The 17,274-nt window shown below is 41.5% G+C and carries 8 protein-coding genes and 1 tRNA gene; 7 read left to right on the top strand and 2 right to left on the bottom strand.

Annotation, left to right across the window (positions count from 1 at the left end):
* Positions 1-31: 31 nt before the first annotated feature.
* A complete protein-coding gene (gene galE, locus FGI41_RS10730) occupies positions 32-1,027 on the top strand; it encodes a UDP-glucose 4-epimerase GalE (RefSeq protein ID WP_139490113.1) in 996 nt (331 codons plus the stop codon).
* A gap of 270 nt (positions 1,028-1,297) precedes the next feature.
* Here galE and tatC read toward each other — a convergent pair whose 3' ends face one another.
* Positions 1,298-2,080: a twin-arginine translocase subunit TatC gene (gene tatC / locus FGI41_RS10725; RefSeq protein WP_255298424.1), complete on the bottom strand. Its 783-nt coding sequence runs from the start codon at positions 2,078-2,080 to the stop codon at positions 1,298-1,300.
* A 266-nt stretch (positions 2,081-2,346) separates the two neighbouring features.
* On the opposite strand from tatC, the gene FGI41_RS10720 reads away from it, so the two are divergent.
* A tRNA-Val gene (locus FGI41_RS10720) sits at positions 2,347-2,422 on the top strand.
* A 341-nt stretch (positions 2,423-2,763) separates the two neighbouring features.
* Here the strand turns inward: FGI41_RS10720 and FGI41_RS10715 are convergent.
* The gene (locus FGI41_RS10715; RefSeq protein ID WP_139490112.1) at positions 2,764-3,909 is read right to left on the bottom strand and encodes a site-specific integrase; all 1,146 of its coding nucleotides are present in this window, start codon (positions 3,907-3,909) and stop codon (positions 2,764-2,766) included.
* Between the two features lie 762 nt (positions 3,910-4,671).
* Here FGI41_RS10715 and FGI41_RS10710 point away from each other — a divergent pair.
* The 5 genes from FGI41_RS10710 to FGI41_RS10690 are packed head-to-tail and all read left to right on the top strand — an operon-like array spanning position 4,672 to position 17,270.
* Positions 4,672-7,893, top strand: a complete 3,222-nt coding sequence (locus FGI41_RS10710; protein ID WP_255298432.1) for a UvrD-helicase domain-containing protein — start codon at positions 4,672-4,674, stop codon at positions 7,891-7,893.
* 1 nt (position 7,894) lies between these two features.
* The gene (locus FGI41_RS10705; RefSeq protein ID WP_139490110.1) at positions 7,895-10,747 is read left to right on the top strand and encodes a hypothetical protein; all 2,853 of its coding nucleotides are present in this window, start codon (positions 7,895-7,897) and stop codon (positions 10,745-10,747) included.
* 1 nt (position 10,748) lies between these two features.
* Positions 10,749-14,015 (top strand): SNF2-related protein, encoded by a 3,267-nt coding sequence (locus FGI41_RS10700; protein WP_139490109.1) that lies wholly within the window; start codon positions 10,749-10,751, stop codon positions 14,013-14,015.
* Positions 14,002-16,488, top strand: a complete 2,487-nt coding sequence (locus FGI41_RS10695) for a DEAD/DEAH box helicase (protein WP_139490108.1) — start codon at positions 14,002-14,004, stop codon at positions 16,486-16,488. Before FGI41_RS10700 ends, FGI41_RS10695 begins: the two co-directional genes overlap by 14 nt.
* Positions 16,488-17,270 carry a hypothetical protein gene (locus FGI41_RS10690; RefSeq protein WP_139490107.1) on the top strand — a complete coding sequence of 261 codons (783 nt, stop codon included), beginning with the start codon at positions 16,488-16,490 and terminating at the stop codon, positions 17,268-17,270. Before FGI41_RS10695 ends, FGI41_RS10690 begins: the two co-directional genes overlap by 1 nt.
* Positions 17,271-17,274: the final 4 nt, after the last annotated feature.

Raw genomic sequence — 17,274 nt, 5'->3', positions numbered from 1 at the left:
GGGCAATATCGACCAACCAGGAGGTGGAACCATGTCCATTCTAGTAACAGGCGGCGCTGGCTATATCGGCAGTCATACCGTAGCCGAGCTGGTCGCCCAAGGAGAAGACATAATCGTACTCGACAATCTTCACACCGGCCATAAAAAAGCCGTGCAAGTAGAGAAGTTCTACCAAGGAGATGTCCGCGACACAGCGCTGCTAGACGGGATTTTCCGCAATCACCGGATCGAGGCGGTCATTCATCTTGCCGCCCAATCACTAGTGGAGGAGAGCGTCACCGACCCGCTGGACTACTACGATAATAACGTCGTCTCCGTCCACAGACTGCTTTCGAAGATGCACAAATACGACGTGAAAAACATCATTTTCTCCTCCACAGCCGCCATCTACGGCGAGCCAAAGCAGATCCCCATCCAAGAATCTGACCCTACTGAACCGACCAACCCCTACGCCGAAACCAAGCTGGCGGTTGAAAAGCTGCTCACATGGTGTGACCAGGCATACGGTATCAAATCGGTCAGCCTGCGCTATTGTAATGCCGCAGGCGCACACCCGAACGGAGAGATCGGCGAAGCCCACGACCCCGAGAACCACCTCATCCCGATCATCCTGCAAGTGGCCCTCGGACAGCTCGAGTACGTCTCCATCTACGGCGACGACTATCCGACCGACGACGGTACCTGCATCCGCGACTACATCCACGTCATGGACCTCGCCCATGCCCATTATCTCTCCCTTCAATGGCTACGGGAAAAAGGGGAGAGCCGCATCTACAACCTCGGCAACGGCACAGGCTTCTCCGTCAGACAGATCATCGACCAAGCACGCGAGGTAACAGGCCACTCCATCCCAACCCGCACCACAGCCCGCCGCCCCGGCGACCCCGCCATCCTGATCGCCTCCGCCGACCGCGCGAAAAAGGAGCTCGGCTGGACCCCCGAGTACTCAGACCTCCAGACCATCATCCAAACCGCTTGGAACTGGCACAGTCGGCACCCGCAAGGCTACAAGAGTACGGTAAGGTAGGGGAAGGGGAGTCAGTGGAGGAGAGGGGCCAAAAGGGGCCGAAAGATGATTCCACATATCATGAGTGACGCCGGAATTAAGAGCAACTGCCCCCCCTCCTGCAAGCCAACTCCAAATCGAAGCAGCTTACCTAAGGCATCCCTTGTCTACGGCATCCAGCCATCCCCAAAATAAAGAGTCCGCCACCGGATCATTACACCGACAGCGGACTCTTGCTATTGGACTATCTAATTGAATTGCCTCTCGCTCACGCAATCTGAGCCTGACACCCTACTCTTCCTCATCCCACTCCGCATCATCTGTCTCCCAATCCGTGTTCTCCGCTTCCTTCGCCTTTTTACGGAACACGATCTTCGACATCCAAATACTGAACTCATACAGCAGAATCAACGGAATCGTCACGATAATATCGCTAGCAAAGTCAGCCGGAGTGACCACAATCGCAAAAATCGCGAGGCCGAAGTACGCAAATCGGCGGACTTTTTGCAGCCGGAACGGATTGATAATCCCAATCGCTGTCAAGAACATGACCACAATCGGCATCTCAAACAGGAATCCAAACGGCACGACCATATTAAACAAAAACCCGAAGTATTGCGAGATCCCATACGACGTCGGAACCCCAATCGCCTCCGAGAAATTCGCCATAAACATCAGCGTCATCGGATAGACCACATAGAATCCAAACAAGATCCCGATGACAAACAACACAACCGTCGCCGGGATGAAATACAGCGAGACGCGCTTCTCTTTTGGCTTCAGCCCCGGACTGACAAACCGCCACACATGGTACAAAATCACCGGCAGCGTCACCACAACCCCGATCAGAAACGCAAACTGCATATAAATCTGTAGCGCATCCGCCGGCGACAGTGAGATCAGGTTGACATCCGTCTCGATCATGCTGTTATTTTTCAGATATTGAATCAGCGGCCCGACCACAAAAAATCCGCCGATGCATGCCAGCACGAACACCACCAGCACCCAGATCAAGCGTTGCCTAAGCTCGGTCAGGTGTTCTACCACTGACATTTCTTTAAAATTTCTCTTCATCGAACTTCCCCACTTTTATGCGTTATTTCTGGCTTTTCTTTTTTCATGAGATACACGCCATCTCCACGTACACATATTCATGTATTGTAGCTAACCGTGTATGCTTTTAACCTTGAAAATTCGTTTCTACATTATATCACATTTTCCTGTGGGTACTTTAAGCGAAAAATCGAGCATTTTAAGGCGCGGGGGAGTGAAATATATGATTGATTTGAAAAAGAGTGTTGACTTTTAAGGTGGGGTGTAGTAATCTAGTCTTACGAAATGATCCGGTAGCTCAGTTGGGAGAGCACCATCTTGACAGGGTGGGGGTCGCTGGTTCGAACCCAGTCCGGATCACCATACATATGAACGCTGAAACCCTTGATATATAAGGGTTTTTTCTTATTTTAGGCGATTCTGTTTTGACAGTGATTTTTGCTCGGAAAAGGCGTTTGACCACATTTTGACCACCTTTAGTTAACTAAAGCGTTTTTTAAGGGCTTATAACAGGGTTAGGAACGAAGAGGGAATAGAAAAAAGTGAAACAGAGTAGAAAAGAATGAAACGGAATAAAATGAAAGAGCCGCATTCCATTTTTGGTTGGAATGCGGCTTTACTATTATTTTGGGGGATATCAAGCTCTGCATATATATGGGACTAAGATTTTTGAGGTTCATTCACTATCCCTTTGGCTGGCTGCCTCATGACATCGACTTCCGCAACATTTTTTTCATGGCCTTCTCAAAGTTCTCTGCTGCATCTTTTTGCATATCAGGAAGCACATGGCTATAGGTATCCAGCGTAACGCTTATTCGAGAATGGCCTAGACGTTCGGAGACCACCTTGGGATGTTCCCCGATTTGAAGTAAGATCGTAGCGTGTGTATGGCGCAGGTCGTGGAAGCGGATTTTGGGGCTACCAGACTCTTTGATCATTCGGTCAAAATGACGAACAAAATTGCGGGGTTCTACTGGCTTGCCATCTTCTGTACAGACGATAAGATCGTGATCGTGGTATGCGGTTCCGAGCGACAACTTTCTTGTGTTTTGTCTGATTCTATATTTATTGAGGGCATCCACGACTGTCTGGGGCAAGGAAATTTGTCTTTTGGATGATTTGGTTTTAGGTTCCTGGAAGATCAGTCCTTGACGAGTGCGGTACAGAGTTTGACGGATACTCGCTTTCGCTTGCTTAAGGTTGCAGTCTTTCCAGCGGAGGCCGAGGATTTCACCACGACGCATTCCGGTATAGATGGCGAGCAGGTATCCGATGTAGAAGCGTTCACCGTGGTTCTTAGAATATTCTAGGAACTCGGTGGCTTCTTCTAATGTCCATGTCTGGATTTCCTTATCCCGTAGGCGAGGTGGGTCAACCAGTTCGATGATATTTTTGGGGATCAGTTCCCATTTGGCTGCGTGTTTAAGTGATTTGTTGAGAATATTGTGCATGTAGCGAATATAGTCAGGGGATAAGCCTTGTTTAGTTTTCTGACTGTAGAATCTTTGGACATGGGCTGGAGTGAGATCTACTAGCTTATAGTCGCCCAGGTCTGGGATAATGTGAGATTCGATGACGACTAGGTGATTATCGTAGCTTGACGGGCGGAGGACTTGTTTGGCTCGTGTCTCCATCCATTCCATGATGAATTCTTTCAAGGTGGTAGTGCTTGGTTCTACGTACAATCCCTTGTTCATTTGGTTGATTAACTCGTTGCAGGCGCGTTCTGCATCCTTTTTGGTTTTAAAGCCACTTTTGGTCTTTTGTTTGCGTTTGCCGGTCTTTTCGTCTCTGCCTAAGTCGATTGTAAAAGACCATGTGCTGCCGCGTTTACGGAAATAGCCTTTCACAGTAGTATCCTCCTTGTTTACAAAAATCCTGAGATACAAGAGTTTAGCAATAATAGTAGTAGGATTTTAGCAGATGAGGTGGAATGGATGTGAGAGGATTAACCTTTATTTGGAAGATGGAGAGAAGTCTTTTGGTTAGATACACTTTAGAAAAGGGAGTTTATCAACGTGCCACTGGTGCCATGTTGGCTAAGTGATCTCCCAAAAATGTATTAGTCCCGTGATAAGTTAAGTTACTCAAAGGTCTGAACTATCTGCCTGTTTGAAGTCGTGAATCCAGAGATATAGCCGAGTGGTGTCGATGCTTTGAGACCGACTAAGGGAGTTAGATTTAAATTTGTTTTGGTCTATATCTAAATATCTGCGTATGTTATGGATAGTATGTTCGACACCATCTTGACTGAATAGTTAAGTCTGAACATGAACCCAATAAACCTGGCGTGTTAACCCTTGATCAAACAAGGGTTTTTCTTGTTTTAACTCTATTTTCCTACTTTGATTATTTGAAATTGAAAAAATGCTCCTAATAATTCTTTCGTACATAAAATTTCATACTATATCGCACGCTGAAAATGTATAATTTAGTAGAAGTTACTTATTGAAATTATAAAAATCATGAAAAATGTTCCATATTTTTCATTTTTGGAAATGGTAATGAGATTGAGCTTTGAGATTTAAGTTTGAATGTCCTGAAGTCATCAGTGATTTAGTGCATTCACTGCGATCAGTTAACTTCTTAAGTAGGTGAGTATTTTGGCCAAAATGATATGTGCAATAGACCAAATTAATAATATAGGTGAGAAAGCTTTTTATTTTGCTCTTGATAATTTTTTGGATAATTCGCATGTGGTGTATTGGAACAGAGAGGTATATGGGAGGGAGTTCGACTTTTGTATTCTCATACCCGATGTGGGTATCGCCGTTATAGAAGTCAAGGGGTGGAATGAAGCAACTGTTGTTGATGTTCCAAGAGGAGAGTGCATAAGAATCCAGACAGAGAATGGTTTCGAACGACATAACCCTAGAGTTCAGGCCAGAGCATACCGCTTTGCTGTTTTAAATCAGATCAAAACTAAACTTGGTAAGCAACCTGTAGTGTTTCACATGGTTTGTTATCCTTTTATTTCATCTTCTTTTTATAAATCTAATCAGATGGACTTGATCTCTGAACCTCAACTTACATTTATAAAAGAGGACCTAGCTTCCAAAGATGCGTTCTTATCTAAATTAGAGGCAGCTACAAATGTTTCTCGGAAATGGGGTACACATCCTTTTACACCATTATTAATGAAGCAAGTGCGCTCGTTATTTGAACCAGAGATTGAGCTTTATAACGAAATGCACTTTGAAGATCTGGGTTGCGAAAAGAGAGTGGATCGTCTTTTGCCCTGTTACTCAATTATTTCCTATATTCCGGCTAATCAGCAAGCTTGGAAGGCTGAAATTGATCAATTAGTACAAGCATATGATAAGGGAACTCGTATTTATAGTATGGTCGGGACGACCGAAATGTTGGATTATATTTCATTTCGGTTAGCAGAGTGTCTGCGAAATAAAGGTTTAAGCTGTGATAAGAAAGGTAATTTGCATTTAGGAGTTACCTATGATGAGTTAGCCAATGAAGACAAAAATATTACAATATTTAATTGGCAAACGGTACTAATTCCTTCGTGCGAAGAAGTTGAAGATATACCTGGTTTGCATATAGTCGATGCATTTGATCTGGCTGATGAAAATGTAAAGTTCTGGTTGGAAAAGTTAGATGAAGTTGGTGGGATTAATCTTTCGCAGTACCGTGTGGAACATGAAAAGCCAAGAAAGAATATGTTAGTTAAAGCCGGTGCTGGAACTGGTAAAACCCACACGATGATCCTAAGGGTGGCGTATCTATGTTATATCGAAAATATACCTTCTGCAAATTTGTTTGATCGTATCGTTATGATCACATTCACTAAAGATGCGGCTGACAACATGAAGAACCGTTTGAAGACCGTTTTTCAGAACTATTATCTTCTGACAGGACAAGGTGACTTTATGGAGATGTTAGCCCAAGTAGAACGTATGCAGATTAGCACAATTCACTCATTCGCTCGTCGCATTATTGAGAAGCTTGGAACTAGCGCTGGATATGGACAAGACTTAGGGGTTACATCTGGATTGCATAGTCGAAGACAAGTACTTGAAGAATCACTCGAAAACTATGTTAATGAGCAGATTCAGCTTAATCCACAGTACCTTAGTGAACTCGGTCTACCTATTTACGAATTGCGTGAAAAACTTTTGGCCTTTGTTAGTAAACTCGAGAATAAGAGTGTTGATGTAGCTGAAGTTAAGTTTGAACAGTTTGGCACAGTTAACTACAACAAGCCATTGCATAATTTGCTGATTACTGTCCTGAGTATCACGGAGAAGGCCTTTGAACGTCAACTTTTAGAAGATAATCGTATATTCTTAGGACGTTTGATGACGGTCCTGTCAAATTTGGTTACAAACCATCCAGAACGGTTGAAGGAAGGACTTTCCTTTGGTTCACGATACTTATTCATCGATGAGTTTCAGGATACGGACGATGTGCAGATAGGTGTTATTCGTAGCATTTGTTCACAGATAGGATACTGGCTTTTTGTTGTAGGGGATATCAAACAATGTATTTATCGTTTCCGTGGTGCAGAAGAGAAGGCATTTGACCATTTGGAAATCGAGAAAGATTCCCTTCAATGGGGAGAGCATCCGCTCTCCAAGAACTACAGAACAGATAAGCGTCTAATGTCAATATATCAATCTATTTTTGAAGTATGGGGACAATCTTCCCAACCGTTGTTAACGTATAATCCAGAAGAAGATGCTTTGGTCAGTAATGTGTCTATTCATGCCGACGATGTATCACAAGAAGTGTTTTTTAATCGAATTTTTATTGAATCCGAACAATATCGTATGGAGGCTGTATTCACCGAAGTACATCGTTTCAATGCGATCATACGCGAAATGGTTCAAGGAGGGAAACGTCCTTCTAAAGAAGAGAGAACCATCGCTATCTTAGTGAGAGAAAATTGGCAGGCGGATGAAATAGTTCTGGAAGGTAGACGACGTGGCTTCCATGCTATCCAAACACAGACTGGTGGAAACTTGTATCAATCTATTCCCGCCTTGGAATTATGTGCTTTACTCCAGGCGCTCCTCTATGGAGAACCAGAGCATCTTAGTCATATCCTTCAAACCAACTTTTTCAAAGTCACATATGATCGGTCGATAATGTATCAATTTAGTCCTAAAAGGTGTAACGACGATAAATCTCATGAAAAACAGGTAGCTTATCTTACAGGTCTGATCGATAGTGTTCTCGCAGTTTCAAAGGAGTATGGAACATACAACAGCTGGAGCGAAGTAATCAAATCGCTAAGAATGTCTCCAATTTTGCAGGTAGTTCGTAGCTTGTATAAGCAATTGCGTCCATGGACAAAGTTCGACGATAAGTGGATGACTTCTTACTATCGTATGAATGTTGACTTATTGTTCGAAAAGATTTTGCAAGGATGTAGTCTCAATAATTTGACTTTACACCAGCTTACCGATTTTATGGTAATGAATATTGCCACTGGACGGTCTGAAGAATGCCGGTGGCCAGATCAGGGAGAGGAAGATATCCAAATTCTCTGTACTACGGTGCATAAATCAAAAGGTTTGGAATACGGGTATGTGATTCTGCCTTTTGCTTCTTTCCCGATAGATAAGCCGAAACGCAATAGCATGGATGTAATTATAGGTTCCCAGGGCACCATAGGCTATCGCTTCAGTTATGCTGATAATAAGGTGTTAAAGAATAATTATTACGACTTGGCACAGGAGATAACAGAACGTATGAATGAAGAAACTCGTGTGCTATACGTGGCCATGACGAGAGCAATACGATCTTTCTCATGGATTGAATTAAAGTCCGATAGTAAAACATCTTGGCAATCCCTGCTGAAGAGAGGGTGGCATTAGTATGAGCTTTAAGGTCTACACATACGGTGATCCTTATCATTTGGATAAAACATCATTCTGGAACAATATTAAAGGATCTCCTCATATGTGCAGCTCTCAAGTGATGGTTAACGGCTTTCGTGATCTATTTGAAGCTGCATTTGATTCCCTCCTTTGTCCCATCGATAATGTGTTGCAAAACGTTTATACAGGATGGTTTAACAATATTGAAAAACGGATTGCTCAATATATAGCTGTATCCAAGCAAATAGAAACATGGCAAAAACGAGAAAATGGTAACCGCTCTGAATTGTATGCGTCACTAAAACATAATCAGAACGCTCTACTGGAAGCTTTACGACTGTTTGTTGAACTTGGAATTGATGTAAACAGTTTGAATAAGTCTCAAGCAAACCTTGAACAAAGAGTATTTATCGCATTGATGAAGGAAATTTCTAACCCATCAGGTCCTATGTATAAACCATTTTTCTTTCAAGCCGAGTATTCATTATCAGATATTGTGAATTCGTTTAGAAAAACCATATCAGATGAGATTGAACGAGAACAGAAGGAATATGAGAATGCTGATTCGTATAACCGGAAAAAAAGGCAAGAACGCATATCAAAGTTAAGTGTTCTCGGTAAGATTTTTTCAAAAAATGATCTTAAGCAGGTTGTCATCCACGGGATACACCAATTCACTCCATTACAACTCCGCTTCATTATGCTCTTGGATGCTCTTGATGTAGAGGTTGTATTTTTATACAATTTTCAAGCAGAATATAAAGAAATATACGCTACTTGGGAAACTCTGTATCAATTGTTCGATGTTGATATCTATCGAGATACTAATTTTACGCAATATACTGATGAATCAACTAGTCATAAATTTGCTAAGGCGTTTGGTGAATTGATCGAATCTGGTAACGCACATGCAGAGGAGCGTAAGAGATGGTATCAACTTAGCCAAGAAATCCCAATGATAGCTTTCAATAACGTCTCGGAGTATGGAGGTTTTGTTTCCCGTTACTTTGATGATGCGCTAAAAGTTAATAGTAATAGTCCTATTTCGTACATGACTGAACAGGTATATTCTGCTAGTCGTGATATCCATGATTTACTTCGCATCTATTATCCGGATCAATCAGGTGATCGACATTTCCTAAGTTATCCAATTGGCCAGTTTTTGATTGGGTTATATCGTATGTGGGATCCAACCTTGAATCAGTTGAAATTCGATATTAATTCCATTCGTGAATGCTTTGCAGCGGATGTATTGAAAGTTAGAAATTCTAATAGACTGAACGTGATACTTGAACTTACCAGCATGTACTTTGCTGATATCAAAGTCTATGAAGAATTTGTAACCAGAATTTTTGAGTATAAAAAACAGTACAAGAATATACAAACAATGATTAATGAACTCGGAGGGCAGCTCCGCAAAATTGCCTTCTATCAACAAAGGATGGTCTCATTTGAAGATATTGAAAGTCTAGAAGAGGCCGTGAAACAACTCAATGAGTTGGCAAAAGACCTTTTTACACACAAGGGCGATGGTACATTATCTTTCATTCAGCATTTTACGCGTTTGGAACAATTTATAAGCAACCGTATGCTTGTTCTTGTAGAAGAGCAAGAAAAGATTTTGGTCGAAAGTCTATTAGAAAGGTTCAAGCAAGTATCGTTAAACACAACGCTTTCTGGCACCATGAATGACCTAAAAACTGGGCTTCATTACTATCTAAAACAAAAAGAGCTACAACGACCTGACTGGATTGTTCGTAACTTTGTACAGATTGAAGGTGATATACTCCTTAGTAAGCGTCGAGCTAAAGATGAAAGAAAAGAAGAAACGGTCTATCACTTCGGTTTTTTGTCTGACCGTATATTGAATCGATCTATTGATGAGATACTACCATGGCCATTAACTGATTATTTTATCCGCAAAGCGTACTCCCCAGAAGAACTGATTTTTCAGCTTTACTATACATCTATCAGTGAGTATTCAAAGTTTTTGCGGTATGCATTCTTTTATGGTCTTTTCTATAACAAATGTAAGGTTCGTTTAAGTTATGTAGTCCATGTTGAGGAAACTGACGAACAACCTTATTTCCCGCTTCGGATGTTGGGAATCCAGCCTGATCGGTATATTGATAATGAGGTTATGGATAAAAATGATATATTAATTTCTCGATCTTATTCTGTTCAAGATCCAACCAATGCTAATTATGTAGCAGATCGAAATGACCGAATAGATTTTTTCCTTTGTCCGTACAAATACTATCTGGACATGGTATGCCGTGGGGATATCGTGATTGATAATTCCTTCCTCCTAAAGCGTTATTACTGTAACATGCTTATTCATGCGGTTTGGAAAGTGGTGGCCAGTAAACCTCGAATGTTAATCCCAGCAAATCGTATTCGTGAAATAATAAAGAAAACAAACGAACACTATCGTAAATATTTCCCATTTTGGCGGCGTACAAATGACTTCTTTGATATGGAAAAAGAGACGGAAAATTATATCGAGCACAACCTTTGGGATAGATATTATTTTAAAAAATTAGATAATAATCATATGTCAATTCGTTTTTTGTTCGGAAAAGCCATTTTTGCATCAGATGCAGGCAGGAGTCATCCGTATGCTGCTTTTGATGTAAAAACACGAAATCGTTCTGGATTAAAGGAGTATCCATTACACGCCATAACTTCTACTAGTGAATTATCATTATTAGAAGCGATGAAGAACTACATGATAGACAATCCAGATAATCATGCGGTAGCTGGTGAATGGTGCAATAGCTGCTCGCATCAGAGACTTTGTATGAAACCATATCAGGTTGAACTTAACATAACGGCTATGGGGGAAGATTAATATGCAACCAGGTATGTATGTGCGTATTCCTATCAAAATAAAAGAAGTCGATGTTGCATACCCACGGACGTTTGCCTTGGCTCAAATATTGGAAGTCGATTCTTTAGCAGAAACCGTTAAAATACGTCTTCATGATCTTAATAATTGCAGGGCTTATTATAATAACATCTTCAAAAGAACTGAGTTTTCTTGGGATGATGTAGTTCGATGTAAAGCACCGAAGGGTACTAATGTAGTAACGCCTTCTGGGGAAGGCACCATCTTATCTGTAACACGTCAAAAGGACAATGGATCATTTTATATCTATCATGTAAGTATAAATGGACAAGATGTTTTAGCTTTCCCTGAGAACGAAATCGCAGCAGACTTCACGGCCTTCGATATGGACCCGGCTGACATGCTTATGCAATATGAATTCCAGCATCCCTCATGGTTTGCTTGCCGCAATGTGGTAAGCAGCACCATGCATGTATTGAATAATGCAGTTTACGGTTTTAAGGTACTTGCTGGTTGTAGGGTATTCCTTCTACCTCACCAAGTTGTTACGATCCTCCGTTGTTTAGAAAACACCCCGGTACGTTACATGCTGGCAGATGAAGTTGGATTGGGCAAAACAATAGAGGCTTGCTCTATCGTTAAGATCATGCAGGAACGAAATCCTTCTCTTCGTGTTCTCTATGTCCTACCGACTCCCCTAAAGGATCAGTGGAAATATGAACTTATGAATAAGTTTGCCATTGAGGCTGTTCCATATCGTGAAGGGACCGAAGAAGATAGGCATATTCTGGTGACACCGCAGGAACTTAGGCTTATAAATATGGGGTCCTTACTTCAAAACCATTTTGACATTGTGATTGTGGATGAAACTCACAATCTGCTAGGGGATGAAGATGCCTATCAGCGTATCTTGAGACTCAGCAGTCAAATAGAAAATATTTTGTTGCTAAGTGCAACTCCTATTCAAGACCGTAAGGAAGAATTTCTTCGTTTGTTGCGATTATTGGAGCCTAAACAATATGGTAACATGGAGCTTGCCTACTTTTCTGAGCTAGTTGAAAGACAACTGGATATCCAACGTGAGCTTTATATGTTAATGGGCGACATTCAATCATATGGGGAGTATGCCGAATCCATATACGATCAACTCCAATCGTTGGCTCAGGAGTTGCAAGACCAACGTCTTCAATCTCTGGTCAATACTATTGATCTCAACGCCGAAGACAAAGGGCTGGAAACAGCATATCAAGCAGCTGCATATATAAGTGAGCATTATCGCTTGGAAAGGCATGTTATACGCAATAGGAGAGCATTACTTAAAGAGCGTATGGCAGTGCGACAGTTGATTGAACAGCCATATCAAATGGTTACTTTAAATGAACTGTATGGTGAGGCCGATGCAGTTGATTCTTTGATTGAATGGTTGAGTAGCATAAATAACCATACGGACTCTTTTGTAGAAAAGCTAGTACGTCCTCTTCTTGAAGCGGCTTTTAGTTCGCCATGGGCTTTACAGGGGAGATTGCACGTATTAAAAAGCGAGGGAATATCAATTCCTGAGGGCCTAATGGATACCATCGATAGTTGGACACGCGCGGCAGACAGAGAACTGTTGCGTGTGGATGAGCTTTTGGACGAAAATCCAGATGAAATCTGTGGGCGTCTCGTTCGTTGTCTGGATTATCTTGAGCAAGAGACAGATGTGACTAAGAATAAACCTTACAAAGTATTAGTATTTACCCGATATAAGGAAACGTTGGAGCGGTTCTTACAGGTTGCTAGAACTCGTTTTGATGAAAAAATGTGTAGAGCTTTTTATAGTAGCATGACAGAGGAGGAGCTCCAAGATAGTGCTGAAGATTTTCAAGATTCATCTGGTTGTAGAATTCTAGTATGCGATGAACTTGGGGGAGAGGGACGTAACTTTCAAATGGCTGATATGGTCGTTCATTTAGACACACCGTGGACGGCAAATATGTTAGAACAGCGAATAGGTCGGCTAGATCGTTTAGGTCGGAATCCTGAAAATCAGGTGGTTTCTGTTGTTTTCTATGCTGAAAATACTATAGAAGAACAACTAGTCCACTTGTGGAAAGATGGAATGGGGATATACAATCAATCATTAAGTGGTTTGGAAATCATTTCAGGTGAAGTAACGAACAACATTGTTAAAGCATTAAAAAATGATGTTCGAGAGGGTGTGTCTCTGGCGATACCTCTTATACAGGAAGAAACGTCTCGTATGCGGGAAGCCGTTGAAGAGGAACAATTCTATGATATGGCATCTATGTTGTACAGACCTTTGACGGTAGCTGTGGAACGGATGTTGGATATGTATCAAGGTAAAGAAGATGATATTTTCTCTGAAGCTATGGATAGTTGGGCGGACCAGGCTGGCTTTAAGCCTAATTCTATCAATGAGGGCACCAAGAATATCTTGAAGGAGTTTAGGGCTGAGAAGTTTTCCCCAGCTTCATCGACAAATGCATTAATGATCCCGCCATCGTGGGATAAGTATACCATTAATCCTCGCTTTAACCGTATGGGGAGGCGTATTGTCGGTACTTTTAACCGAGCTTTGGCTATTCAGCGGGAAGACTTGCTATTCTACGCTCCTGGCGATCCCATTTTCGACACAATCACGGAAAATGCAATAAATTGCTATCGGGGCAGAGTCGGCGCGATTAAAATTACTCAAGCATCATTTTCTTTCAAAGGACTAGTCTTTATTTGGAATATCGAACCAGATATTCAACCCCTTATTGATAACAATCTTGACTCTGTTGTACTTGCACAGTTTCGAACTTTTTTGCCATTGGAACAAATAGTCACGATTTATCCAATAAATGGGGACTACTCTCATGTTAGCGCAAGGAGTATAGAAGAAATTTTGAAACAAAGAAACTTGATGAAGAAAGCTACACATCTAGGAGAGCGTGGCAATCCTAATAGTGGATTTTCTCCTATAGAAGATTTTATGGAGCGATATCCAGAGCATCAATGGGTTTCTTGGATCAAAAAAGCTAGAAAAGAATGTCATGAGATGGCTTATCAGCTAGTAATGGAACGATGGGATTACGATACCGCACTTGAAGAGGCTAATCGTATCGTAAGTGCTAGACTGGCCTCCGATCAGTATTTTGATCGGAAGACGGAAGGGAATGAAAATTTAAAAAGCACGTATGAGGCTATCCTAGCTGCTATTAAGAACTATCGAGTAATTCTTGATGCATCAGTCTATATGGAGGTGAAGGAGAATGAATATCGTTGAATCTGTTTCTCAAGCTTTGCGAAATCCCTCGTCTTTACAAAGTACCATAGCAATCTTTAAGGAAGAGATAGCTTGGACTGAGCAATCAGGGGGTATCCGTGAACTTCAAGAACAGCGTTGTACTGTTCGTTTCTTAACACGAGCCATACAGTATTCAGAAAGGCTATTAGGCGAAGCTGACTTTCTTGCTGCCTTACGGGACTTTATATTATTCGTAGGAAGTTTGCAGGTCCCGGACAATGTTGCAAATCTTGTTCGAAAGAGTGGGGCAGAGTTTGATATATATGTAGAAGATCCGAATAATACTGTAAATGCAAGGATCAAATGGATAGGGGACAACGAACGATTTATCCATCAGGTTTATGGACAGGAACCTGTGGAGCTTTTTAACCGTAAGCATTCTTGTGGGGATACACTATTGTATCGAGCAACTGGATTTAAGAAATATCGTTCGTTCGAGCAGAAGATTGCGGTTCATACGGCGCTTAATATGCCCCAAGGCTATACGTTACTAGTATCACTTCCCACTGGTGCTGGAAAGAGCTTACTGACACAAATGATTGCGCATGCTGGAGAAGGTTTAACAATAGTAATTGTTCCAACGGTAGCACTAGGGATAGACCAATATCGTGCAGCTCGTACCGTATTAGCAGATTCTTTAATGGAGGATCAGATTGCAAACTATTGCGGTGATGTGTCAGCAACAAAAGCTAAACTCATTATAAACAATATAAATAAAGGTAGGTTAAGATTGCTGATCATTTCTCCAGAATCCCTTGTTCGTAATGACCTACTGAAACAGTCCTTATATCAGGCAGCAGAAAGCCAGTACCTAAAACATTTGGTTATTGATGAAGCACATATCGTTGAGGACTGGGGTGCGTTGTTCCGACCAGATTTTCAAATGATGTCTGTTGTACGTAATGAAATGTTAAATTTAAGTAGCGACAGTTTAAAAACATTGTTGCTTTCCGCAACGCTTACGGAAACCGCAGTCAATAATCTGAAATCGTTAATGTCCGATGGGGAACGATGGATAGAACTTCGCTGTGATTCGCTACGAACTGAACCTCGTTATATCATCGAAAAGTGCAAAGACCAAGATGAATTAAAACTCCGCATTCTTCACTTGTGCAAGACATTGCCAAAACCAATGATTATATATGAAATCAAGCCAGAAAAAGCTGAGTGGTGGAAGCAACTCCTAAAAAGCGAAGGTTTTTCGAATGTTGCTACTTTTACAGGAGATACAAATGACAGCTGTAGAAATGAGATTATCAGGGACTGGAGCGAGGACAAACTTGATATTGTAGTAGCAACCTCGGCTTTTGGTATGGGCATTGATAAACCGGATGTTCGCACCGTGCTCCATGCTACTCTCCCAGAGAGCATCAATCGTTTTTATCAAGAAGTAGGACGTGGTGGACGTGATGGGCTTCCCTCTCTAAGTGTACTCTGCTACTCTCCATCTGATGATAGGAGTTTACAACAATATATCTCATCTTCCCGCGTTTTAACCGTAGAAAAGATGGTTGATCGCTGGGTTTCGATGTTACGCGCGGATTCAGTTGAGCGTGATGGTAGTACTGTGCTGTTGGATACCTCGACTCCTCCTTCTCATTTTTCTGAGAAGGAACGAGAGACTAGCGGGAGTCAGAACATGCGATGGAACCTGAATCTTTTGCTCTTCTTGATACGCTGGGACTACTTAGATTTTGTGGAGATGGTCTTCGTCCCATCACAGAATCGCTATTATGTAAGAGTCTCCATGTGTGACCCGGTGCTTATGCAAAATGAAATAGAACTCGGTCGATCCCTTGAGACCCATCGGGAAAAAGAAGTTGAAAATGTAATGAGCGGCTATACAGCCATGACAAGATTAGCGAAGAATGAAAGGAGTTCATGTTGTGCTGATCATTTTGTAAATCTTTTTCCAAATGCTGAACCATCTTGTGGCGGTTGTTCTTGTCATGACTATACCTATTGTAAGGATGGGGATTTTACATTTAATCATACTATTCCTGAGTATATACAAGATTTATCGAACAGTATAAAGCATAGTCCGAGTCAACTATTGATAGTACGAGGTGAAACGGAATCCTGGGATGTAAAAAAAGCTCTGGAGTTAGGGGCAAAGTTAGTTGTTGATGGATACAAAATTTTGGTCTTACCGTCTACTGATAATGTTGATTCTACAGGGTTTGATGGACTTGTTTTAGATGCTACCGAATTTGAACATCTTGTTTTCAAACATCCGTCTCTTTTTAAAGGTAGTGGGGTCATCTGTGCATTCGATGATGATCAGCGGAGGAATCAAAGTCAATTCAGATCAATGTGTAGGATAGACGAACTTGGTATTTCGTCCGTATATTACTGTCGAGAGAATATGTTCATTAATCAGGCTAATAGAACGATCCGACATTTACTCAATGCAAGTACATTGAGATTTTGGGAAGCGATGGAGGTGCGGTAATGTTTAAGTCTGGGAAAGATAACATGCGAATGGAACCAACACCCGAGCGTGTCTTTGCTTTAGGACGGTTTATGTTGAGTGGCGTCTATTCCCGAGAGGAGATTTATCAGAAAATTTGCATGGTAGATGTCTTCGGAGAAGGTAGCAAAGACATTTTCGGATATACACTTAGCGTAGCTCAAGAGTTGGAAATTATTAAAGATGTGGAAGGCAAATATCAGCTCTCGATTGATCCTACCATTCTAGAAAGTCCTAATACATTTCGTAGATATGCAGCACGAACAGCTTTCGCGAGAATTAATTCACTATTTTTCAAAACATCTTCACTATATTTGAAAATAGCAGAGGATGTTTTGAAGTGTCAAAATTGGAGTGCTGTTACAAACTTGTTTAATCAAAACGATGTGAGTGTAAGTGAAAATGACATTTTGGGTTGGCGCTTTTGGGTTTCTTACTTCGGATTAGGGTATTTACATAGAAATATGTTAATCCCTAACACGTGTAATCGCATCAAAGATGTTCTGGTACAACAAGACGAGCTAAAGTGTAATCAGCCAATATCAGTAATGGAGTTTTTCAACTGGCTGGAAGTTCAGTGCCCAGAACTAAAAGAGAGTCGAATGGATTCGCGTATCGGCATGGGGGTATCTAATGGTCTGCGTACCTTGCATTTTCAAAAAGAAATTCAGTTGATCTCTCAACCAGACGCGTTGAAATGGCAACTGTACGGTCTTGAATCCGAGGATATAAACGATATATCCCATGTGAGGATAATGAGGTGAGATT

Source organism: Brevibacillus dissolubilis (assembly GCF_006170445.1).
GTDB classification, from domain to species: Bacteria; Bacillota; Bacilli; order Brevibacillales; family Brevibacillaceae; genus Brevibacillus_B; species Brevibacillus_B dissolubilis.
The sequence above is the reverse complement of the archived record's forward strand: the minus strand, read 5'-3'. Positions and strand labels throughout refer to the sequence as shown.

Bases quoted from the DNA above. Each gene is read 5' to 3' on its own strand.
- FGI41_RS10690 (WP_139490107.1), top strand. From the start codon at position 16,488: ATGTTTAAGTCTGGGAAAGATAACATGCGAATGGAACCAACACCCGAG.
- FGI41_RS10710 (WP_255298432.1), top strand. From the start codon at position 4,672: ATGATATGTGCAATAGACCAAATTAATAATATAGGTGAGAAAGCTTTT.
- galE (WP_139490113.1), top strand. From the start codon at position 32: ATGTCCATTCTAGTAACAGGCGGCGCTGGCTATATCGGCAGTCATACC.
- FGI41_RS10700 (WP_139490109.1), top strand. From the start codon at position 10,749: ATGCAACCAGGTATGTATGTGCGTATTCCTATCAAAATAAAAGAAGTC.
- FGI41_RS10695 (WP_139490108.1), top strand. From the start codon at position 14,002: ATGAATATCGTTGAATCTGTTTCTCAAGCTTTGCGAAATCCCTCGTCT.
- FGI41_RS10705 (WP_139490110.1), top strand. From the start codon at position 7,895: ATGAGCTTTAAGGTCTACACATACGGTGATCCTTATCATTTGGATAAA.
- tatC (WP_255298424.1), bottom strand. From the start codon at position 2,080: ATGAAGAGAAATTTTAAAGAAATGTCAGTGGTAGAACACCTGACCGAG.